This window comes from Leisingera sp. ANG-DT (assembly GCF_000813785.1).
In the GTDB taxonomy this organism is placed as follows: Bacteria; Pseudomonadota; Alphaproteobacteria; order Rhodobacterales; family Rhodobacteraceae; genus Leisingera.
Genome location: NZ_JWLE01000022.1, coordinates 1 through 22,147, shown reverse-complemented (window position 1 = coordinate 22,147; position 22,147 = coordinate 1). Strand labels below are relative to the sequence as shown.

Annotated in this window: 17 protein-coding genes and 1 pseudogene; 10 read left to right on the top strand and 8 right to left on the bottom strand. The window is 61.5% G+C overall.

Going from position 1 to position 22,147, the window contains the following annotated elements:
- Nucleotides 1-27: 27 nt before the first annotated feature.
- The gene (locus RA21_RS16655; RefSeq protein WP_039151002.1) at nucleotides 28-2,097 is read left to right on the top strand and encodes an oxidoreductase; all 2,070 of its coding nucleotides are present in this window, start codon (nucleotides 28-30) and stop codon (nucleotides 2,095-2,097) included.
- A gap of 2 nt (nucleotides 2,098-2,099) precedes the next feature.
- Nucleotides 2,100-3,239, top strand: a complete 1,140-nt coding sequence (gene argE / locus RA21_RS16650) for an acetylornithine deacetylase (RefSeq protein ID WP_039150999.1) — start codon at nucleotides 2,100-2,102, stop codon at nucleotides 3,237-3,239.
- 42 nt (nucleotides 3,240-3,281) lie between these two features.
- On the opposite strand, the gene RA21_RS16645 is transcribed toward argE, so the two are convergent.
- On the bottom strand, nucleotides 3,282-4,682 hold the full coding sequence (locus tag RA21_RS16645) for an aspartate ammonia-lyase (RefSeq protein WP_039150996.1): 1,401 nt from the start codon (nucleotides 4,680-4,682) through the stop codon (nucleotides 3,282-3,284).
- Nucleotides 4,683-4,904: 222 nt separating this feature from the next.
- On the opposite strand from RA21_RS16645, the gene RA21_RS16640 reads away from it, so the two are divergent.
- The 6 genes and pseudogenes from RA21_RS16640 (at nucleotide 4,905) to RA21_RS23195 (ending at nucleotide 10,228) form a co-directional block, all read left to right on the top strand.
- Nucleotides 4,905-6,035, top strand: a complete 1,131-nt coding sequence (locus RA21_RS16640) for an ABC transporter ATP-binding protein (protein ID WP_019294918.1) — start codon at nucleotides 4,905-4,907, stop codon at nucleotides 6,033-6,035.
- Complete coding sequence (locus RA21_RS16635; RefSeq protein ID WP_019294919.1) at nucleotides 6,035-6,964, top strand: ABC transporter permease; 930 nt, start codon at nucleotides 6,035-6,037, stop codon at nucleotides 6,962-6,964. Before RA21_RS16640 ends, RA21_RS16635 begins: the two co-directional genes overlap by 1 nt.
- A 3-nt stretch (nucleotides 6,965-6,967) precedes the next feature.
- The gene (locus RA21_RS16630; protein WP_039150993.1) at nucleotides 6,968-7,777 is read left to right on the top strand and encodes an ABC transporter permease; all 810 of its coding nucleotides are present in this window, start codon (nucleotides 6,968-6,970) and stop codon (nucleotides 7,775-7,777) included.
- 20 nt (nucleotides 7,778-7,797) lie between these two features.
- A complete protein-coding gene (locus RA21_RS16625; protein ID WP_019294921.1) occupies nucleotides 7,798-8,835 on the top strand; it encodes an extracellular solute-binding protein in 1,038 nt (345 codons plus the stop codon).
- Nucleotides 8,836-9,632: 797 nt separating this feature from the next.
- Nucleotides 9,633-10,058, top strand: a pseudogene (locus RA21_RS23200) (class I SAM-dependent methyltransferase).
- Entirely contained in the window at nucleotides 10,052-10,228 is a 177-nt protein-coding gene (locus tag RA21_RS23195) for a hypothetical protein (protein ID WP_241480939.1), read from the top strand. Before RA21_RS23200 ends, RA21_RS23195 begins: the two are co-directional and overlap by 7 nt.
- A gap of 1,020 nt (nucleotides 10,229-11,248) precedes the next feature.
- Here the strand turns inward: RA21_RS23195 and RA21_RS16615 are convergent.
- The 3 genes from RA21_RS16615 to RA21_RS16605 are packed head-to-tail and all read right to left on the bottom strand — an operon-like array spanning nucleotide 11,249 to nucleotide 14,764.
- A complete protein-coding gene (locus tag RA21_RS16615; protein ID WP_019294895.1) occupies nucleotides 11,249-13,426 on the bottom strand; it encodes a xanthine dehydrogenase family protein molybdopterin-binding subunit in 2,178 nt (725 codons plus the stop codon).
- A gap of 1 nt (nucleotide 13,427) precedes the next feature.
- The gene (locus tag RA21_RS16610; RefSeq protein ID WP_039150990.1) at nucleotides 13,428-13,889 is read right to left on the bottom strand and encodes a (2Fe-2S)-binding protein; all 462 of its coding nucleotides are present in this window, start codon (nucleotides 13,887-13,889) and stop codon (nucleotides 13,428-13,430) included.
- 35 nt (nucleotides 13,890-13,924) lie between these two features.
- Nucleotides 13,925-14,764, bottom strand: a complete 840-nt coding sequence (locus RA21_RS16605; protein WP_039150987.1) for an SDR family NAD(P)-dependent oxidoreductase — start codon at nucleotides 14,762-14,764, stop codon at nucleotides 13,925-13,927.
- Between the two features lie 201 nt (nucleotides 14,765-14,965).
- Between RA21_RS16605 and RA21_RS16600 the strand changes: the two genes are divergently transcribed.
- A complete protein-coding gene (locus RA21_RS16600) occupies nucleotides 14,966-15,859 on the top strand; it encodes an AraC family transcriptional regulator (protein WP_039150984.1) in 894 nt (297 codons plus the stop codon).
- A gap of 215 nt (nucleotides 15,860-16,074) precedes the next feature.
- Here the strand turns inward: RA21_RS16600 and RA21_RS16595 are convergent, their stop codons facing one another.
- The 4 genes from RA21_RS16595 to RA21_RS16580 all read right to left on the bottom strand — a co-directional run bounded on the left by RA21_RS16595 (nucleotide 16,075) and on the right by RA21_RS16580 (nucleotide 21,084).
- The gene (locus tag RA21_RS16595) at nucleotides 16,075-16,710 is read right to left on the bottom strand and encodes a peptide chain release factor-like protein (protein WP_019294899.1); all 636 of its coding nucleotides are present in this window, start codon (nucleotides 16,708-16,710) and stop codon (nucleotides 16,075-16,077) included.
- On the bottom strand, nucleotides 16,707-17,837 hold the full coding sequence (locus RA21_RS16590; RefSeq protein ID WP_039150982.1) for an RNA ligase RtcB family protein: 1,131 nt from the start codon (nucleotides 17,835-17,837) through the stop codon (nucleotides 16,707-16,709). The genes RA21_RS16595 and RA21_RS16590 overlap by 4 nt, the downstream gene beginning before the upstream one ends.
- A 597-nt stretch (nucleotides 17,838-18,434) precedes the next feature.
- Complete coding sequence (locus RA21_RS16585) at nucleotides 18,435-19,526, bottom strand: aminomethyltransferase family protein (RefSeq protein WP_039150980.1); 1,092 nt, start codon at nucleotides 19,524-19,526, stop codon at nucleotides 18,435-18,437.
- A gap of 16 nt (nucleotides 19,527-19,542) precedes the next feature.
- Nucleotides 19,543-21,084 carry a trimethylamine methyltransferase family protein gene (locus tag RA21_RS16580; RefSeq protein WP_039150977.1) on the bottom strand — a complete coding sequence of 514 codons (1,542 nt, stop codon included), beginning with the start codon at nucleotides 21,082-21,084 and terminating at the stop codon, nucleotides 19,543-19,545.
- Between the two features lie 116 nt (nucleotides 21,085-21,200).
- Here RA21_RS16580 and RA21_RS16575 point away from each other — a divergent pair, with 116 nt between their 5' ends.
- A complete protein-coding gene (locus tag RA21_RS16575) occupies nucleotides 21,201-22,070 on the top strand; it encodes a LysR substrate-binding domain-containing protein (RefSeq protein ID WP_052257697.1) in 870 nt (289 codons plus the stop codon).
- The last annotated feature ends 77 nt before the right edge of the window (nucleotides 22,071-22,147 follow it).

The window sequence follows — 22,147 nt, the reverse complement described above, 5'->3', positions numbered from 1 at the left end:
GGGCTCTTGCACCGAAGGAGATGGAAATTGCGCGATCCCCGCTATGATATTCTGTTCGAGCCGATGAAGATCGGCCCGCTCACCGCCAAGAACCGCTTTTACCAGGTGCCCCATTGCAACGGCGGCGGCTACCGGGACCCCTCTGCCGCGGCAGCGATGCGGGGCATCAAGGCCGAAGGCGGCTGGGGCGTGATCTTCACCGAACAGTGCGAGATGCATCATACATCGGAAATCACACCCTTCATCGAACTGCGCCTGTGGGAGGACAAGGACATCCCGCAGCTGCGCAAGATGTCGGAGCGGATGAAAACTCACGGTGCGCTGGCCGGTATCCAGCTGGCCTATTCCGGGATCAACGGCCCGAACCTTTATACCAAGGAAGTGCCGCTGGCGCCGTCGGCGCTGCCGATCCGCACCTTCACCAATGACCCGGTGCAGGCCCGAGCGCTGGACAAGCAGGACATCAAGGACCTGCGCCGCTGGTTCGTGAATGCCGCGAAACGGTCAAAGGAGGCCGGGTTCGACCTGATCTGCCTCTATGGCGCGCATGGCTTTGGCATCTTCCAGCACTTCCTGAGCCGCGCTACCAATCAGCGCTCGGACGAATACGGCGGATCGCTAGAGAACCGGGCGCGTTTCAGCCAGGAAGTCATCGCTGACATGCGCGATGCGGTGGGCGACACCATGGCGATCACTCTGCGGGTTTCGTTGGACGAGACTATCGGCGAGCTGGGCTTCTCCAACGCTGAGGTGCGCGATTACATTGAGATGAACAAGGACCTGCCGGACCTCTGGGACCTGGCGCAGGGCACTTGGGAGGATTGCTCCGGCCCGAGCCGTTTCAAGGAGGAGGCCGCGCAGGAGCAGCTGGTGCGCGGCATTCATGAACTGACCGGCAAGCCCATCGTTGGCGTTGGCCGCTTCACCAGCCCGGATGTGATGGCGAAGATGGTGAAATCCGGCACGCTCGATTTCATCGGCTGTGCGCGCCCCTCGATTGCCGACCCTTTTCTGCCGAAGAAGATCGAGGAAGGCCGGATCGAGGACATCCGCGAATGCATCGGCTGCAACATCTGCATCACCGGCGACATGACCATGTCGATCAGCCGCTGCACCCAGAACCCGACTTTCATGGAGGAATGGCGCAAGGGCTGGCATCCGGAAAAGATGAATACCAAAGGCGACAGCTCCAATGTGCTGGTTGTGGGCTCTGGCCCGGCCGGGCTTGAAGCCGCTTGGGCGCTCTGCCGCCGCGGTTATGACGTGGCCGTGGCCGAGGCCAAGGATGTGATCGGCGGGCGTGTGACCCGCGAGCGCACACTGCCGGGCCTCAATGCCTGGGGCCGTGTCGTGGATTACCGTGACTACCAGCTGAGCCAGCGCCCGAATGTGGAGATCTACCGCGAAAGCCCGCTGGATGCGGACAGTATTCTTGAGTTCGGCTTTGAGAACATCTGTATCGCCACCGGCTCCACTTGGCGCCGGGACGGCGTCTCGCGCCAGCATGTGGTGCCGATGCCGATCGCCGAAGGTGCCAAGGTCTATACGCCCGACGACCTGATGGACGGCACCATCCCCGAAGGCCGTGTGGTGGTCTATGACGACGACCACTATTACATGGGCGGGGTTCTGGCCGAACTGCTGGCCTCCAAGGGGGCGCAGGTTACGCTGGTCACGCCGTCGGCCTTTGTCAGCGATTGGACCAACAACACGCTGGAGCAGGTGGCGATCCATCCGCGCCTGGTGGAGGCCGGGGTGGAGATTGTGCTGAACCGCGGGGTGACGGAAATCCACGCGGGCCATGTGGTCAGCAACTGCACCTACACGGACCGCACCTGGAACATCGAGGCGGATGCCGTGGTCATGGTCGCCTCGCGCACCGGTAACGACAGCCTCTTCGAGGAGCTGCGCGCCCGTGAGGCGGAATGGGCGGATGCCGGCATCAAGTCGGTCAAGATCATAGGCGACGCCAGCGCGCCGGGGCCGATTGCCTGGGCGACCTATGCAGGCCACCGTTATGCGCGCGAGCTTGATGGCCCGGATATCGGCGATGCGCTGCCCTTCCGCCGCGAGATCACCGAGCTGGCCGTGGACTGACGATGACAGCAACGCTGGACATACTGGAGCGGCTGACCGGGTTCGACACGGTCAGCCGCAACTCCAATCTGGAGCTTGCCGCCTATGCGGAGGGCTTCCTGGTTGAGCGCGGTTTCGCAGTGGTGCGGCTGCCGTCGCCGGATGGCTCCAAGACCGGGCTGTATGCCGAGAAAGGCCCGGCTGGGCAGGGGGTTCTGCTGTCTGCCCATACCGATGTGGTGCCGGTGGACGGGCAAGACTGGACCCGCGACCCGTTCCGGCTGACCCGGGATGGAGGCCGGGTCTATGGCCGCGGCACAACCGACATGAAGGGCTATCTCGCCAGCGCCCTGGCGCTGGCGGATCGTGCCGCAAAGGTGGATCTGAAAGAGCCGCTGAAAATCGCGCTGTCCTATGACGAGGAGGTCGGCTGCGTCGGCATTCAGGAGATGCTGGAGCGCCTGGCTCCGCTGATCGGCAAACCGCGGGCCTGTTTTGTGGGGGAACCGACGGAGATGAGAGTCGCCATCGGCCACAAGGGAAAAGCTGCCCTGCGCGCGGTGTGCCACGGCCAAAGCGGCCATTCAGCGCTGGCCCCCAATTTCACCAATGCTTTGCACCTCGCGGGGGACTTCCTGGCGGAGCTGCGGGCATTGCAAGAAGAATTTGCCGCCATTGGCGCGCGGGACGCAGCCTATGCCGTGCCCTATTCCACGGTGCACGTTGGTAAAATGAATGGCGGCACCGCGCTCAACATCGTGCCGGACCGGTCAGAGCTGACCTTTGAATACAGACATTTGGCGGCGGACAACGGGGAAGACATTCTGGCCCGCATTCAGGCCGCCGCCGAGCGGGTCAGCAACCGCTACCCGGCTGAGGCCTGTATCGAGGTGGAGCAGTACAACGCTTACCCCGGCCTGGACGTGCCTGCAGATAGCCCAGTAGTCCCTTTTGCGCAGAAGCTTGCCCAGGGCGATGGCACCACCAAGGTCGCCTTTGGCACTGAGGCCGGGTTCTTTGACCAGTTGGGTGTGCCCACTGTGGTCTGCGGCCCGGGCTCGATGGAGGGGCAGGGGCACAAACCCGATGAATATTTGGAGCTGAGCCAGCTTGCCGCCTGCGACGCGATGATGGACCGGATCCTGAACGATCTGACAACTTGAGAAACACGGCACGGCGACAATCGCCTATCTGCAGGCCAGAGTTTATCGTTCCGGCTCATTTAGCATGGCAGCGGGTGAAAGGATTCCCTCAATGCTGGCAGCAGGCAAGCTGCCCTGCTCCTTCAGCACCGCACGGATGCTGCGGCCCGAGGCCAATGCCTCCTTGGCGATCCTGGCAGCGGCATCATAACCCAGATGCGGCGCCAGAGCGGTGGCCAGCACCAGGCTGTTGTCCAGAAGGGCGGCGCAGCGGCCCTCATTGGCGGTGATCCCCGAAACGCATTTCACAGTCAGCACGTCAACGGCATTTTTTAGGATACGGATGGATTCCAGCAGGTTATAGGCCACCACCGGCTCCATCGCATTGAGTTGCAGCTGCCCTGCTTCCGCGGCCATGGTGACGGTAAGATCATTGCCGATTACCTGGAAGCAAACCTGATTGACAACCTCAGGGATCACCGGGTTCACCTTGCCCGGCATGATCGACGACCCCGCTTGCACCGCGGGCAGATTGATCTCACAAAAACCGGCGCGGGGGCCGGAGGACAACAGCCGCAGGTCGTTGCAGATCTTCGAGAGCTTCACCGAGACCCGTTTCAGGATACCGGAATAGGCGACAAAGGCGCCAAGGTCAGAAGATGCCTCGATCAAGTTGCCTGCCTGCTTCAGTTCAAATCCGGAAAGATGCGAAAGGTATTGCAGCGCCAGCGGGGCATAGCCGGGTTCTGCGTTTACCCCGGTGCCGATGGCAGTGCCGCCAAGGTTCACTTCGGTCAGCAGTTGGCTGATGTCGCGCAGCCGGTCGATGTCCTCGCCAACGGTGGCGGCAAAGGAGGCGAATTCCATGCCCAATGACATCGGTACAGCGTCCTGCAACTGGGTGCGGCCGACCTTGGCGATGCAGCAAAAGGCCTCTGCTCGCTCGCCGAATGCCTGCTGCAGCCGGTGCAGCGCCTTGCACAGCGGTCCGGTGCTGGCCAGAACCGCCAGCCGGATCGCTGTCGGGTAGACGTCATTGGTGGACTGGCCATGGTTCACGTCGTCATTCGGATGCAAGTGCGCGTAGTCGCCGGGTAGGTGTCCCATCCTCAGCAGCGCCAGATTGGCAATAACCTCATTGGCGTTCATGTTGGTGGAGGTGCCGGCCCCGCCCTGGATCATGTCGACGCAGAAGTGCCGGTGATGGCGGCCGCGCGCAATCTCATTGCATGCGTCCACAATCACCTTTGCTTTGTCCGGCACCAAGCCGCCGGTTTCCGCGTTTGCACTGGCTGCCGCGGATTTTACCATCGCCAGCGCTCGCACCAGCGCCGGGAAATGCGACAGCGGCACCCCAGTGATTGGGAAGTTTTGCCGGGCCCGTTCTGTCTGGATGCCATGTAGGCAATCTGCGGGCAGCTTCATTTGGCCGATGGAGTCCCATTCCGTGCGCGTATTATGCATTGACGTCTGTCCTGCCGCTGGAAGTATTTTCCAAGGCCATAGCCAGATCCGCAGGCGAGCCGAAGATGCAGTTTCCGTTGCAAGGCTTAGGGTCAGGCGAAGCAGGTGATCAACTCTCCAGTGTATGCTCTAAGGCATTGTTTTGGAGTGACTTTCAAAGATTAGGTAAAGGCTAACATTTGCTGAGGGAGTCAATTCTTAAGCAAGCCTCCCGGCCTTCCTATGCTGGATCAAACGACACGCGGCAGAGGGGAGGCGCAAGTGCCCAGCAACAAGACAGATGCGATTGATGTGCGTAACGCGGTCAAACGCTATGGGGACTTCACTGCCCTCAAGCGGATTTCGCTGACCATCAAGGACAATGAATTTTTTACCCTGCTTGGCCCCTCCGGCTGCGGCAAGACTACACTATTGCGGATGATCGCCGGCTTCGAGGATGTGACCGAGGGTGAGATCCTGCTTTATGGCGACGAAATCGAAAAGTTGCCGCCGCATCAGCGGCCGGTGAACACCGTGTTCCAGAACTATGCGCTGTTCCCGCATATGACGATCCTGGACAACGTGGCCTTTGGCCTGGAGATGCGCGGCAAATCCAAAGCCGACGCCCGCAAGCGCGCGGGTGAGATGCTGGAGCTGGTCCAGCTGTCGCAATTCGCTGCACGCAAACCGTCTCAGCTCTCAGGCGGCCAGCAGCAGCGTGTGGCGCTGGCGCGTGCGCTGGCGCCACAGCCAAAAGTCCTGCTGCTGGATGAGCCGCTGTCGGCGCTGGACCTGAAGCTCAGGAAGGCCATGCAGCTGGAGCTGAAGCACCTGCAGCGGGAAACCGGGATCACCTTCATCTTTGTGACCCACGATCAGGAGGAAGCGCTGACCATGTCCGACCGCATCGCGGTGATGTCGGCGGGCGAGATGCAGCAGCTGGGCACGCCGACCGAGATTTACGAACAGCCGCGCAACATGTTCGTGGCGGATTTCATCGGCGAAACCAACTTGTTGGAGGTTTCGGTGGATCAGGTGATGAACGGCCGCGCTACTTGCCACCTGGGCGGCGGCCACGCGCTGACCTGCAATTCGGTGGACGGCATCGGCGAAGGCGCCAAGGTGCATATGTCGGTGCGGCCCGAACGGCTGTTCATGTCCGATGCACCGGTGGAGGCCGAAAGCCTCAAGGGCCGGGTTGCCGAGAACATCTTTGTCGGCACCGACATCAGCACGCTGGTCGATCTGGCCGAGGGGCCGCAATTCATCGTGCGCACTTCCAATTCCGACCGCGGCAACAAGCGGATCTTTGAGCCGGGCAGCGAGATTTTCGTCAACATGGAGCTGGGGGCCGGGCGCCTCCTGATGGACTGATGGCAGCAGGCGCAGCAAGCGGCGGCTCAGCCCGCGCAGACACATACAAGGACGCCCGCGGCTGGCTGCTGCTGCCGTCCTGGGCGGTGCTCGGCATCTTTGTGCTGGGTCCCGTCTGCATGATGCTGATCTATTCCTTCCTGACCAAGGAATTCCGAGGCGGGGTGATCTGGGAACCTTCACTTGCGGCTTACGATCAGTTCTTCTTTGACCGCGGGCTGTTCGGAGATGAGCCGCCCAAGCTCGAGTGGACCTATATCACCATCTTCTGGCGCTCGATCTGGCAGGCCGGGGCGGCGACGCTCCTCAGCCTTCTGATCGGCTTCCCCACCGCCTATTTCATCGCTACGCGGCCGGAAAACGTGCGGCCCGTCTGGGTGTTCCTGATCACCATCCCCTATTGGGTGAATCTGCTGATCCGCACCGTCAGCATGAAATTCCTGCTGCGCGATCAGGGCCCGCTGAATGACTTCCTGATCGGCACCGGGCTGATCGACAGCCCCATTCACATCGTCAACACGAACTTTGCGGTGCAGTTGGGTCTGTTCTACTCCTACCTGCCGTTCATGGTGCTGCCGGTCTATGCGGCGGTGGAACGCTACAACTTCTCGCTCTCTGAGGCGGCGGCGGATCTCTATGCCAGCAAGTGGACCACCCTGCGACGGATCGTGCTGCCTGCGGTGAAACCGGGCGTAGTAGCGGGCTGCATCCTGGTATTCGTTCCCTCGATGGGCTCCTTCCTGGCGCCTGATCTGCTGGGCGGTGCCAAGAACTTCATGATCGGCTCCCTCATCGAGGAGCAGTTCAAGGGCAACGCGGGCAACTGGCCGTTCGGCGCTGCCGCGTCGATGATCCTGCTGACCATGGTCCTGATCATCCTGATGTTCTCCGCCCGCCAGCAGGCCAAAACAGACAAGGCAGGGGGCTGAGCCATGGCGCATGTGAATGACAATATCAAAGCCTACAAGGGTTTCCGCTCCATCACTCTCATGTGTCTGGCGGTCCTTTATGCGCCGCTGGTGATCGTCACCATCTACAGCTTCAACGCCTCCCAATCGATCACCAACTGGGAGGGGATCTCCTTGCGCTGGTACGCCGATGTGTTCACCGGGCCGGAAAGCGAGAAGTTCAAGGTCGCGGCCTTCAACAGCTTCACCATCGCCATCATCGCGGCGACGGCCAGCACAACAATTGCCACCCTGGCGGCAACCGCAATGGTCCGCGGCGGCAACTTCAAGCTGCGCACGGTGTCCTTCGGCCTGATCTCGCTGCCCCTGATGGTGCCGGAGATTGTAACGGCGGTTGCGACGCTGATCTTCTTCAACGCGATCGGCTTCACCCGCGGCTACATGACCATTCTGGTCGCCCATATCGCCTTCTGCATCCCCTTTGCCTACCTGCCGATCTCGGCCCGGATGCAGGGGATCGAGGACAGCTTTGAGCAGGCGGCGATGGACCTTTACGCGACCAAGCGTCAGGCCTTCACCAAGATCCTAATGCCGCTGATGGCGCCGGGCATCATCTCGGGCTTCCTCTTGGCCTTCATCGTCTCGCTCGACGACTTCATCATCACCAACTTCGTCAAGGGTGCAGGCGTTGAGACCCTGCCTACCGCGATCTTCGGCTCCGTCAAACAGGGCATCAAACCCAACATCATGGCGATCTCGACCATGCTGCTGAGCGTCTCAATCGTAATGGTCACCATCAGCTACTTCGTCAGCAAATCCGACAATACAAAATGATCCAACCTGGAGGGAAACACATGAAAAATCTGCTGAAATCCAGCGCCGCAGCTCTTGCTCTGAGTGTTGCTGCCACTGCCGCCGCCGCCGAGGGCAAACTGGTCCTCTACCATTGGTTCGAATACATGCCGCAGGAGGTGCTCGACAAGTTCACCGCCGAGACCGGCATCGAGGTGACTATGGACACCTACGATTCCAATGAATCCATGCTGGCGACGCTGAAGGCGGGCGGTATGGGCACTTATGACCTGGCAGTGCCGGGCGACTATATGGTCAGCATCATGGCGGGCGAGGGGCTTCTGGACACCATTGCCAATGGCGAACTGGCGAACAAAGGCAACATCGCGCCGGAATGGGCCGACCCCAGCTTTGACCCGGGCCGCGCGTCCTCGATCCCCTACCAGTGGGGCTCCACCTCCTTTGCGGTGAACCGCGACGCCTACAGCGGCGACATCCAGACCACTGCCATTCTGTTTGAGCCCCCGGCAGAGCTGTCGGGCAAGATCAACATGCTGGACAGCCAGGGCGAAGTGATGGCGATGGCCTCGCTGCATCTGGGCATTCCGCAATGCTCCACCGACCGCGAGCAGCTGAAAGCGCTGAATGCCATGCTGCAGGACGCCAAGCAGCATTGGGCATCCTTCAACTCGGATACTGCCAAGGAAGTGCTGGTGTCAGGGGATGCGGCTGTCGGACAAATCTACGATGGTTTCGCCGCCAAGGCGCGGGAGGAAGGCGCCAATGTGGAATACGCATATCCGACCCAGGGCTATGTTGCCTGGATGGACAATGTGGTGCTGCTGAAGGACGCGCCGAACCGGGAAAACGCGCTGAAATTCATGGACTTTTTGCTGGAACCTGAAAACATCGCGGCAGTCACCAACTATGCCCAGTACAATGCCGGGGTGACTGGGGTAGCCGGCTTCCTGGATCCTGCACTGGCCGCGCAGCCGGAAAAGAACCCTCATGCGGATGCGGGCGATGGGGTGTTTATCGAGGTCTGCAATCAGGAGGCCCAAGCGGTCTATGACCAGATTTGGACCAACCTTAAGAAGTAAGAACCTTACCTGATTTCCCCAATAGGCAAGCTGTCCCGGGCATCAATTGCCCGGGCTTTTTTGGTTGAAAACTCTGACTGGGGCCGCCAATGACAAATAAGTTCGGCAAAACTTACTCAGCGCTGAAAAGGCGAGTGCAACAAGGAACGCAGATCAGGACCCCTAGCAGCCTTTGGCGCAGACGCAGCGAATACTCACTGTGTCCGGCTCCTTGTGAGTGGCTCGTTCCAGCCTCGCTGCGCGCTGCATCAATGGCGGGTTTCATCGCCGCGACACAGCGCCAGATTTGAGCGCATGAAGCATTTCTTCCGCAGCAAGCGCGCGCAGCAAAAAATCACAATGACCGGGTTGGGCTCTGAGGGTGAGTTCGCTGCTGTCAGGGCAAATGGTCGGTCCAGGCTGCTTCGTCTATCGCTGCGCTGTCAGTGCGCCGCCAGATGAGCGAGGAATATGACATTTTCTGCATCCAGACCGGTATAGCCTGCATGGTTGAGAAGGACATCCACATTGTCGCCCGGTTGGCCGGTACCCCCTTGGCGGGATGCCGGGATGCCAATCACGCGAACTGACCACGCTGATTGCCAGCCTCGGCCTCGCCCTTTTGGACGAGGTTGTTAGGCGTGGAAACGTGCCTCGTCCTCCTCTTTGTCTGGAGGCAAACATGGCACAGAATATCTACGACAATCCCGATTTTTTTTGCTGGCTACAGCCAGCTTCCCCGGCAGGTTCACGGGCTGGAAGGTGCGCCGGAATGACCGGCAATTCGGGCGCTGTTGCCCCGACTGTCAGGCAAGCGCGTGGCGGACCTGGGCTACAGCTTCGGCTGGGCAGCACGGTGGTTCTTCGGTCAGGGGGCTGCTTCAGTTCTTGGGTTTGACCTGTCTCAGAACATGATAGAATGTGCGAGGGCCGACACCGAGGATTCCGCAATCGAATACCGGATTGTTGACTTGGAAACGCTTGAATTGCCCTAGGCGGCATTTGATCTGGTCTACAGCGCTTTGACCTCCCACTACGTGCAAGATTTTGAACGGCTGATCCGCATGATCCATGCGGCGTTGGCGCCTGGCGGGGATCTGGTCTTCACCATCGAGCATCCGATCTTCATGGCAGCCGCCCGCCCCCAGTGGACGCAAGATGAAGACGGCCGAAAGACCTGCCGGTTAACGGCTATTCTCTTGAGGGCGAGCGCCGCACTGACTGGTTTGCCAAGGGCGTGCTGAAGCACCATCGGACCCTGGCGACAATGATCAACACGCTGATCAGCGCGGGGTTCGACCTGCGCCGGGTGGAAGAGTTTGCGTCCACACCTGAACAGACTGCGGAGTTGCCGGACCTGGCCGAAGAACTGGAGCGGCCTATGATGCTGCAGGTTTCGGCGCGCAAAATCTGATCCTATCGCCGCCCAGTCTAATCGCTTGGGCGGCGGACTTTCCAATGACCGGGTTGGGCTCGAACCTGCCGTCCACTGCATGAATCAGTAACGTTAGCTGCCTGCGTAAACAGGACACAGGATGGCGCCTTGGCTGCGTTTGCAACCAAAAACGGCCCGGCTTGGATCAGAAATGCTTGGCAGGGGCAGGCAATTTTTTCTTAAAAACAGTCCGCATCGGGTCAGTTTTGTCTGACGTTTGACACTTAATTGTCGGGCGACACAAAGTTTTGGCATTAGCGACAGAACCTTGCCTTTTTCGTGTCTCCAACATCCCCGCTCGCGCCTCCTGTTCCGCCAGTGGCGAAGCCTTCCCTGATTTTCACTTCGGAAGACCTCGTGTCTTCCGGAGGGCATGCGGACCAATCAAATGAAAATGCCGGGGCAGGGGGGAGCGGGCGCAGCCCGTCGATGCCCTGCCGCGACCCCTGGAACATGCAATCCGCGCGTGCCGCGAGGACTTCTACTGTTTCTTTCTGAAGGCCGCAGTTGCCCAGCTGCCAATCAGCTCAGCCTTGTCCCGCAAAAAGGATCGTCACCCTCCGGGACGGAAACTGGGTAGTGCAAACGACTTGTGTCCGCGGTGAAAAGTGGCTCGGAACGAGACGCTTTCCGCCGCTCCCGGCCGCAGGGAGATTGAGCTATCCAATATCCGTCCAGATGCCGATGCAGTCGGTATCCGGATAGAGCCCGGTCACGAGCTGAAAAGTGCGGGATTTTCTGACCCAAGAATGGGCTCTGAAGACGAGCTCGGCAATGCGGACCTTATGCCTACACGGCAGGGCCTGCTAAACAACAGTCTGCAATGAGGCCTACAAAGCGTATTCAGCACCTGAAACAACGTTTGCGGTACTTTCCTAAACTGGACGTCGGGCAAGTAAATGGCGGTGCCAGACGAACTGTTTGCACGCATAAAGTTGAATGCCGCCCTGGGCCGAATTACCTGCACCGGGCTGAATACCGTCCGGTGCAGGCTGCGGTTCAGGCGAAGCTGACGCCATTCAGGTTCATTGGCAGCGCCGTCACCCGCGGGCCGTTGACTGCAATGGCATTGGCCAGCGCCGGCGCCGAGGGAGGCGTGCCGGGCTCACCGACCCCCGTGGGCATCTCTGCAGAGGGCACGATATGCACTTCGATGGCGCCGATGTCGCCGATCCGAAGCGGCTCATAGTCGGGGAAGTTGAACTGGTCCACTTCGCCCCCGGTCAGAGTGATCACGTTGCGCATCGCGTGGCCTAGGCCATAGCCGATACCGCCCTCCATCTGCGCTTTGATCACATCCGGGTTGACCGCGATGCCGCAATCCACCGCGCAGGTGACCTTCTCGATCTTCACGCCGCCATCGGCATTGCCGGAGATCTCTACCAGCTCGGCCACATAGCTGCCAAAGCTCTTGTGGACGGCGATGCCCTGGCTGCGGCCCTCCGGCGCGCTGCCCCAGCCGCCTTTGTCGGCGGCCAATATCAATACCCCCGCCAGCCGCTGCTGGTCGTCGCCGCCGCCCTCCAGCAGGGTGAGGCGGAAATCCACGGGATCGCGGCCTGCAGCGCGGGCGGCCTCGTCCATCATCACCTCCATCACATAGGCCGTGTGGGTGTGCCCGACCGAGCGCCACCACAGGACGGAAGTTGCCTTGGCCACGTCGGTGAGCCCGGTGAACTGCCCCGGGATCCTGTAGGGGGTGTCTGCCACGCCCTCGACCGAGCTGTGATCGACGCCGCCGTGCACCATCATGCTCTCAAACGCGGTGCCCTTGAGGATCGACTGCGCGGCGATGCGGTGGTCCCAGCCGGTGATATTGCCCGCCGCGTCCAGACCCACCCGCACACGGTGCGCCACCGCGGGGCGGTAATAGCCGCCGGTGATGTCATCCTCGCGCGACCAGACCAGTTTCACCGGGCGGGTGCGGTCAGTCAGGGCAAAGGCCAGCGCCGCCTCCACCTGGTAATCCGCCGTCGGCGTGGCGCGGCGGCCGAAGGAGCCGCCGGCAAACATCGTGTTGATGCGGACCTTCTCCATCGGCAGCTGGAAGATCTGCGCCAGCGCCATGTGCGGGCCGGTGGGGAACTGGCAGCCGTCGTGCAGGGTGACGCCGCCGTCCGCGTCGGCCTCGATGGTGCAGGTGAGCGGTTCCATCGGCGCATGCGCCAGCAGCGGGAAGTAGAAAGTCTGCTCGACCACCTGTGCCGCCCCTTCGATCTGCTCTGTGGTGGCGGCGTGGTCGGCGCCGGTCACGTTATACTCCGGCTCCGCGTTTACCGCGGCCAGCAGCTCCTCGCGGATCTGGTCCGAGCTGCGGCTTTCGGCGTTTGAGAAATCCCAGTCCACCGTGATCGCATCGCGGGCCTGGAACGCGGCCCAAGTGTCCTCGGCATAGACCGCGACGCCCGCCTGGTTGGGCAGCACGGCGGCGCGGATGTAGCCTTTGACCGCCTTGGCGCCGGCATCGTCAAACCCGCTGGCCAGCCCGCCCATCCGCGGGGTGCGGATGATGACGGCAACCATCTGGTTCGGCAGATGCAGGTCCATCGCATACATTGCGGTGCCGTTGGTCTTGGGCAGGGAGTCCTTGCGTTTGACCGAGGCGTTGCCGATCAGGCGGAATTCGCTGGGGTCCTTCAGCCGCGGCTCTGCCGGGGCTTCCATCTGGGCGGTGGCAGCGACAAACTCTGCCAGCGGCGCCTCTTGGCCTGCGCCCTTGATGACGCCGTCCTCAAGAGTCAGCTCTGTGGCGTCTGCGCCCCATGCCTCAGCCGCGGCCTTGATGAGCATCTCGCGCGCGGCGGCCCCGGCCTGGCGGTACTGCATAAAGGAATTGGCCATCGCGGTGGAGCCGCCGGTGCCCTGCATCTGGCCGAACGCCAGGTTGGCATAGCGCGAGGGGTCGGAGGGCGCGAATTCGTACTGGATGTCCTCCATCGAAACACCCAGCTCCTCGGCGATCAGCGTGGTGAGGCCGGTGGCCGGGCCCTGCCCCTTCTCGAAGTGCTTGACGATGGCAGTGACGGTGCCGTCTGCATCGATCTTCACAAACGGGTTCAGCTGCGCCGGTGCGGCGCCCGCCGCCAAAGCGCCGTCTGGACGGACGCCGACATAAAGGACCGCAGCAGCGGCAGCAGCGGATTCCAGGAAGCCGCGGCGGGAGGTATTGAGGGTCATTTCAGGCCTCCATCATTTCAGATGCGCGCTGGATCGCGGCGCGGATGCGCTGGTAGGTGGCGCAGCGGCAGGCGTTGCTGTTCATGTAATCGTCGATCTCTTCCACCGTAGGCTTGGGGTTTTCGCTCAGCAGCCCCACAGCGGACATGATCTGGCCGGACTGGCAGTAGCCGCACTGCACCACGTCCAGCTCCACCCAGGCGTCCTGCACGGCTTTGGACACCTTGGAGTCCAGCCCTTCGATGGTGGTGATCTCGGCGCCTTCGGCGTCCTCGACATAGGTCTGGCAGGAGCGCACCGGCTGACCGTCCAGATGCACGGTGCAGGCGCCGCAGGCGGCGACGCCGCAGCCGAATTTGGTGCCGGTCAGCTTCAGTTCATCCCGGATCACCCACAACAGCGGGGTTCCGGGCTCGGCCTCGACCTGATGCGTCTGGCCGTTGAGTTTCAGTGATAGTGCCATGGCTATGGGGCCTCCCCTTGGCTGGAATTTCTGGTTCAGGATTTTTCGAAGTCTGCAAAGGCACCGGCATAGTCGGGATGCCAGCGCGACAAGGCCGGGCGGTTCTCCAGGATATCGCCCAGGGCCCAGGCAACTCGGCGCCGGTCGCGGGCCGACGTCACGTCGTTGTCCGGGCAAAGAATGTAGAAATCGCCCGCTGCCATGCGGGTCAGCAGGTGATCCACGGTCTGCTCCGAGGTCCAGGCAGAGGCGGGTTTCTCCAGAATGTGGCGGGCGATCATGCCGGTATAGGTGAAGCCGGGGACAAACAGATGCGCGGTGATGGGCGCCCCGGACTGCCGCAGGTCATGGGTCAGCATCTCTGTCAGCACCTTCACGCCGGCCTTGGAGACATTGTAGCCCGGGTTGCCCGGCGGCGTGGTGATGCCCTGTTTCGAGCCGGTGTTGATGACAACCGCCGGGCGTGCGGCGGCGATCATCCGCGGCAAAAAGGTCTGCACGCCGTTCAGCACTCCGAACAGGTTCACCTCGATCATCGCGCGCCAGGCCTCGGGTTCTTCCCAGCTGCCGGAGGGGCGGCCGATGCCTGCGTTGTTCATCAGCACCGCCACCTCACCCGCGGCGAAGGCAGCATCCGCCAGGGCCTGAACGGCCCTTGCGTCGCTGACATCGGTGGGAACGGCCAGAACCTGCGCACCCGACCGAACCTGGCTGCGCAGCTTCTCAGCCGCCTGATCCAGCGCCTCGCCCGGCAGATCGGCCAGAGCCACGTCCAGCCCGGCCCGGGCAAAGCGTTCCGCGGCGGCAAAGCCAACCCCGCTGGCGCCGCCGGTCACAACCGCTAGGCCGCCTGCTGCAAGTGCGTCTTTATACATGGATGTGTCCTCCCAGAAATGCCGTGCTGCCGGTCAACTGCCGGGATTTGGCTATGCTGCTGGACCTTAACCTAGTGCCCGCCGGGCCGGTTCCTGTGCCCGATCCTCCGGATGATCTGCCTGATCCTCCGGGATGCCGGGATTTGCAGTTCTTCCCCTGCCCCTGCCCGCCTATAGTCTGATCAAAGAGGAGGAGCGCCGATGGTACCGCAGGACCTGATTTCCGATGTTGCGGCATTTGTCCGGGAGCAAGGCGCGCTGGACACCGGCTGCGAAACCGGCGTGGGCGGGCTTTTTGCCTTTTGCAGCGAGAAGCGCACTGAATTTCAGGCGATGATCTATGAGCCGGTGATGTGCCTGGTCCTGCAAGGCGCCAAGGAGGCGCACCTGGAGGACCGCACGGTCCGCTACGGCACAGGCAAATCGCTGATCGTCAGCCATGCCTTGCCGGTGTCGGCCGGGGTGATCGATGCTTCGCAGTACAAACCCTATGTCTCGCTGGCGTTGCAGCTGGATCTGGCGATGGTGCGCAGCCTCTATGACGAGATCGGCACTTTGCCGGATGCACGGCGGACCTCTCATTCGATGAGCGTAGCGGACGGCGATGCCGCTTTGTTCGATGCCGTCGGGCGGCTGTTCCGGCTGGCGCAGGACCCGGTGGAGGTACAGGCGCTGGCGCCCCTGGTGCTGAAGGAGATCCATTTCCGCCTGCTGCGCGCCCAGCACGGCGGGATGCTGCGCCAATTGCTGCTGCACGAAAGTCCGGCAAGCCGGATCACCAAGGCGATTGCCCTGATCCGTGAACAGTACAAGTCCCCGCTGCCGGTGGCAGATCTGGCCGCGGAGGCAGGCATGAGCCAATCCACGTTTCACGAGCATTTCAAGGCGCTGACTTCCACCACGCCGCTGCAATACCAAAAGGAGCTGCGGCTGATGGAGGCGCGCCGCCTGCTGCTGGGTGGCGGCAAGTCGGTGGCTTCGGCGGCCTATGATGTCGGTTATGAAAGTCCGACTCAGTTCAGCCGTGAATATGTGCGGAAATTCGGGGTTCCACCGCGACACGAGAAATTGCCTTCCATACCGGCAGCCGACTAGAGCTCTCCGGGAATGCCTCATTGGCATACTGAAAATGACATCGGCTTCTTCCATGTCCGAGCCGCCGGGATTTTCAGACTAGAGTGTTTTCGGTCATCTTGAATGGCTGGTTTGGGGAGGCAGCTCTGCTGTGACAGTAACCCCTTTCAACGGCAGGTATGGGCCGATACAGTGCAATCAGCAGATGGAGGGGCGGCAAAACGCTGCCCCTCCTGTCATTTCACCTCTTTGAATTGTCTCCCTTCAAAGGTCCAGCGCGGCTCACCACGTTGAAGCTGTCCGTGGAGCGCCCAGGTTTCGTCCTGGCGGGCAGCGTCGGCTTCTGCTTTTTCGGCAGCAGCTAGCGCGGCAAGCCGTTCCATCGCCAGACGGCGGTTCTGGTGCTGCGAGCGGGTGTCGCGCACGACGACGGCGTAGACTTGCCCATCGGCGCTGGTCCAGCGCGCCCTGATCGCGCTCGACGTTTTGTTCTGGTGCTGGCCGCCAGGGCCTCCCGCGCGAATGGCCTGCATTTCAACGGATGCCGGATCAATCCGCACCGCGTCAGTGGCCGCAGGCAGACGGAAAATCTGCACAAACCAGTTCTTCCGTTTGTGCCTGGGGCGCAGCTCGCTCTGGCACCGCCAAAGGACGGTACCTTCGACAGCGCACGCCAATTCTGCAGCGCGAGCGCCGCTCAGGATCACCACCGCTGAGGCGGGGCCGTGCGTGGCGTCCCTTGTCGCGACATCGAGTTCGACACCGTATTGCGTGGCCTTTGCTCCCAGCCAGGACAACAGATGGCCCACAGCCTGACGGCATTCACCCGGACCATTGCCGCTGGACAAGAGAAGGGCTTCCCTGCTGCTCATGCCGCACCTCTCGTCGTCTTGTAGGTGACAAGCGGCAGAAGACGCGCGACCGCGTTTGCGATCCCAAAGTCCGCCAGGTTCTGCAGTACCTGTTCCGGGTCTTTGTAGGCCTGGCCGGCTTCTTCCAGCAGAAGATCGCGGTCCCCGCAAATGACGCGCCCGCCGAAACGGGTGCGGGTCAGGGCTGCCAGATCCGAACGGGTCTTGCGGATCCGTCCATGCATGGAGGACCGGTCATACTTCCTGCCTGCCCCATGAGAGACGGAGCCAAGCGCCCCGGGTACGGCATCCGGCACCTCCAGGAGGTAGCTTGGCGCTTCGCGCGATCCCGCGAGCGGGACGAGGCCGCCCTCCGGGCAAGCCGCCCCTTTGCGGTGCAGCCAGCCATCTGAACGCGGCACGGCATGATTATGCACCGTGTCGCAGATCAGCCGGGCCTCACTGCCAAGCGCTTCAGACGCGGAAGAGGCAATCAGCGCCCGGTTCACGCGCGCCCAGCGGGTAGCCGCATCATGAAGGGCGAGATAGCGCGCCGCCGCATCGCTTCCCGCCGCGAAGCCCTGTTTCCAGCTGTCGTCCAGCCCCTGAAAAATCCCGGCGCCGCGCCCGCGCGAACCGGAATGCACCAGCAGGCACAGATCATCTTTTTGCAGGTCAGTACGGGTGTGATCCATGACTTCGCCGACCACCTGCACTTCGCAGAAATGGTTGCCGCCGCCGATGGTGCCGAGTGCCTCTGGACCGATCAGTCCCGTCAGGCCAGCTGCATCCAGTGCTGCAAGCGCCTGATGAAGATCAGCCCCGTCTTCCAGTACAGCCAGCCGCCGGGCGGCCTTGTCGAGTTTGAGCCGGCGCCGAGGCAGATCGAGGCGAAACAAAGCCATACCGCAGCCGATATCCGGCCCGACAAGCTGGGGCCAGATCCGGTCGGCCAGAAAAGCTGCACCAACGGGGCCGAAGCGGCCTGGATGCAGATCCGGAAATCCGGCGACGGCCGTCATGCCCGGCCAGCCAGCCACCTGTTCAAGTTGCTCTTCTGCACGCCCGTCGATCCAGGCCGCACGATTGTAGAATTTGGAGATACGGGCGCACGCGGCGCTCCGTTCCCCGGAAATGGGATTGCCCATCGTTCATCTTTCCATAGCAATAGAAGCGGCCCGAGAGGGTCGCGGATGGATCGGCACGATGTTGGGAAACCCCGAATTGGGGATCAGAACCGCGTCAGATCCTGCGGAAGGGAAATGTTGATGGTTACGGTCATGGCTTACCCTCCTGTCTGTTGCGGATGAAAAGTTGGGAATGGATAAGCCGCAGATGCCGCTCCCGGAAGTCCTTGATCTCAAAATCTGGGACGGTGATGCAATCACGCGACAGGGAGGCTTACCCAAGATGTGACGGCAGATGGCTGTTTGCCTCTTACCCGGTGCCTGCAAGCCGACAATGAAACGTGGTTGATGCTGCACCATGCTTTAATGGCCGTTTTGGTGAAGCTGCGCTGCGGCGGTGAGAGATAATGCGAAATGAGGCTATGGGCTGACTGAGCCAGTAAGGTGCTAGCCGCACCAATCGTCCACTGAAAGACCCTGGCTGATCGTTTCGTCCCTTTAAGGTGGATAGGGAAGCTCCTGTAACCGCTTTTGGTGAGCCAAAGTGCTGAAAGGCGGGCGTGAGTGTCAATTGGACCAATGTCTCTCACGCCCGCCCGCGGTATTTATTTCGCCAGGTTATTGATGCGTCCGTGTCTTTTGCGGGTCGTAGACCGGGCTGACAACCACTGTTGCGGCGGTTTGAAGAGTCTCGCCTTTAAGCCACAGAACCGTTCCAGCGGCGATCCCAGGACGGACATGTGCCAGCGCCAGCGATTTGCCCATCCGGTGAGAAAAGCAGGGGCTGTTGATCACACCGATCTCATCACCATCCAGCAGCAAGGTCTCTCCGCCCTCCACTATGTCAGAATGGTCAATGTCGACGCAGACATTGGAAATCTTCTCGCGGCCCTTCAACGCCATCACCGCCTCTTTGCCGCGGAAATCGCTCTTCGTGGTGCTGACTGTGAAACCCAGGCCGACTTCCCAAGGAGTGTGGGCCTCGGTCATGTCATAGCCGTAGAACAGAAGCCCTGCTTCAATCCGTACCTTGTCAAGCGCGGTGAAAGAGCAAGGCATGACACCCGCCTCTGCCAGCTTGTCCCAGATACCGGTGATCACCGCGGCGCTGGCAAAGATCTCATAGCCGCGTTCGCCCGAATATCCGGTGCGCGAGATCCGGCAGGGGTGACCAAACAGGACAGCAGGCGCGTGTTCAAAATAGCCCAGCCCGGCAAGATCGATGTCGCAATGGGTGTTCAGGATATCCAGCGAGGCCGGACCCTGGACCGAGATATCATGCAGGTCGTCGGTGAACTCCAGCCAGACGTCACGGCCCTCTGCCGAGGCTTCCAGCAGCGCCATAGTGTCGCCCGAGCCATGCACGATCATCCATTCATCGCCGCCGTTGTTTGAGACAATGGCGTCGTCGGCAATACCGCCCGCTTCGGTCAAAACGCAGAGGTAGGCCGATTTGCCCGGCGCCAGTTTGGACAGGTCGCGGGTGGTCAGGTGATTCAGCACCGCCTGCGCATCCTTGCCGCGGACAAAGACCTTCTTCAGCGGCGACATGTCGAACATGCCGACGCGCTCCCGCACCGCGTCGTGTTCGTCATTCGGGTCGGTGCTGTAGGTCCAGGCCGTGCCCATGCCGTTCCAGTCCTCCAGCCCCGATCCGAGGGCAATGTGGCGGGAAGCAAGCGCCGAGGTGCGGCTCAATTCTTCGGTCATGTTTCAGTGTCCTTTCTCAATACCATTCGTCGGGCATGTCGGCTTTGCGCCCCGCCACGAAGTCGTTCAGGGCTGTGCGGATGGCTGCTGGCATTTCCGGCGGCTGATACTCCGTCAGCATCTGCCGCCAGCGGGCGGCAGCGCGCTGGTCAGCGGTCTGGCGGCCATTCTCGCTCCATTTTTCGAAGGGGCCGCCTTCGGGCACCTGCGGTTCAAAATTGGCGGTGGTGTAATGGCGCAGGGTGTGGCTGGTAGACAGGAAGTTCTCGCCCGGACCCGCCTCGGCGTAGGCATCACGGCCGAAGGCCTCGCCGTCCGTGCCGAACCCCTGCAGCATCTTCAACATCGCGCCGCAATGGTCGAGGTCCATCACGAATTTCTCGTAGGACATCACCAGACCGCCCTCGAGCCAGCCCGCCGCGTGCCAGACCTGATGCCCGCCGGACAGGAGAGTTGCCCACATCGCACCGGCGCTGTCCTGCATCGCCTGGCCGTCGGCGGTGTTGGAGGCAGTGACCTGACCGCCGCCGGAACGCACCGGCACCCCCAGTCTGCGGCCCAGCTGGCTCAGCGCCATGGTGGTCAGGTTCGCCTCCGGTGAGCCAAAGGTCAGCGCCCCGGTGCGCAGGTTCATGGAAGAATGAAAGCTGCCGAAGACGACCGGGCAACCGGGGCGCACCAGCTGGCTGAGGGCAATGCCCGCCATCGCCTCGGCCAGTGTCTGGGCGGCAACCGCCGCCGGTGAGAGCGGCCCCATGGCGCCAGCAAAGATGGCGGGCGAGATGCAGACGCATTGGTTGGCCGCCGCATAGATACGCAGGGAGGCGGACATCACCCCGTCATAGATCAGTGGTGAATTGACGTTGATATTGGCCTGCATCACCGCGTTTCGGTCCAGGAACTCCGAACCGAAGGCCAGCCGGGCCATTTCTATACTGTCCTTTGCGCCCTGCGCGGATGTCACGCTGCCCATGAAGGGTTTGTCCGACAGGGTGAGATGGGCCAGCATCATGTCCAGATGCCGCTTGTTTACCGGCACATCAGTCGGTTCAACCACGGTGCCGCCGGTATGGTGCAGAGCAGGCGACATATGCGAAAGTTTGACGAAGTTTTCGAAATCCTTCAGCGCGGCATAGCGGCGGCCTTGCTCTAGGTCGGTAACAAAGGGCGAGCCGTAGCCGGGCATCAGCACCAAGCTGTCGCCACCCAAGGTCACCGTGCGGGCGGGATCACGTCCATGCAGCTGGAATTCGGCGGGAGCGGTTTTGCATAGCTGGCGCACATGGCCCTGTTCGAAGCGGACCCGGACACCGTCAACGCGCGCTCCGGCAGCGGCAAACAGCGCAAGTGCCGTACCATCGCCGCGGAATTCGACGCCGATATGTTCCAAAATCCAGTCCGCCTGGGCTTCAATGCGCCGGAGTGCGGTCTCGTCCAGCAAATCATATACAGGGATTTGGCGGCGCCTATACATGGGTGCCGCCTGGGGCGCGTTGTGCCTGGTCAGCCGCCCCCGGCGCGACTTGCCGCGCTGGGTGATATGTGTGTTGGCGTTCATATTTCCCAACGCTGTGACTCCTGAGAAATGTTCCGCGGTCCATATTTTAGGAATCTGGCCGGCCAACAATCGATTTTTTTTGCTCTACGTGTTCAGGAAATTTATACGCCTTTGTTATGTCCATAGAATTCCGCCATCACGACAGCCTGCGCCTGTTTGCTGAGATCGCCCGTTACCGCAGTTTTTCAGATGCGGCTGGGGCGCTGAACATGACCAAGGGCGCCGTCAGTTATCAGGTGAAAACGCTGGAGGATGATCTGGGGTTTGCGCTGTTTCAGCGCAATGCCCGCGGGGTTGAGATGACGCCGGACGGGCTCAAGCTGCTGGCTGCCTGCCAAAGCCTCTATGAAGAGATCGAAGCCGAAATCCTGGCCCTCAAGGGGCTCTCCGCCAGAACCTTGACGGTGGGTGTCTCCACCTATTTCGCCGCCCGCTGGTTGTCGCCGCGGCTGATGTCCTTCATGCAGGCGCATCCGGATATCCAGCTCCGGCTGCAACCGATGATCCGGCTTTTCGATCTGGAAGCCCAAGGTGTTGATATCGCAATCCGTTGGGGAAACGGGCAATGGGAGGATGGCGACGTTACGCCGTTCCTGCCGTGCCCGGCTTTTCCCGCAGGCAACGCTGCAGCAGTAGAAACAGTGAAGCGGCTTGGCTGGGAACAAGCGGTTTCAACCTTTACGCTGTTGCGTGATCATGATGACAGCGATGCCTGGACAGACTGGCTGAATGCCGCAGGCTTGCCGCACCGGACGCGGCGGGACACACTGATCATCCCTGACCCCAATGTGCGGGTCCAGGCGGTTGTTGATGGTCAGGGGGTCGCCCTGATGGACACGCTGATCGAGCAGGAGCTGGAAGAGGAGAAGCTGTTCCGCCTGTCACCACATGTGCTACAGGACTACGGCTACTTTCTGGTGCGTCCGCGCAAAGCTGCTTCCCAAGACTGCGCCGCAGCGTTTTCAAGATGGTTGCAAACCCAATAGGTTGGCAAATCTTGCTGAATTTCTTCTTTGAACTTTTGTGCGAACAGGCTTGTTCCCCTGTCCGTCGTCAGAGATTT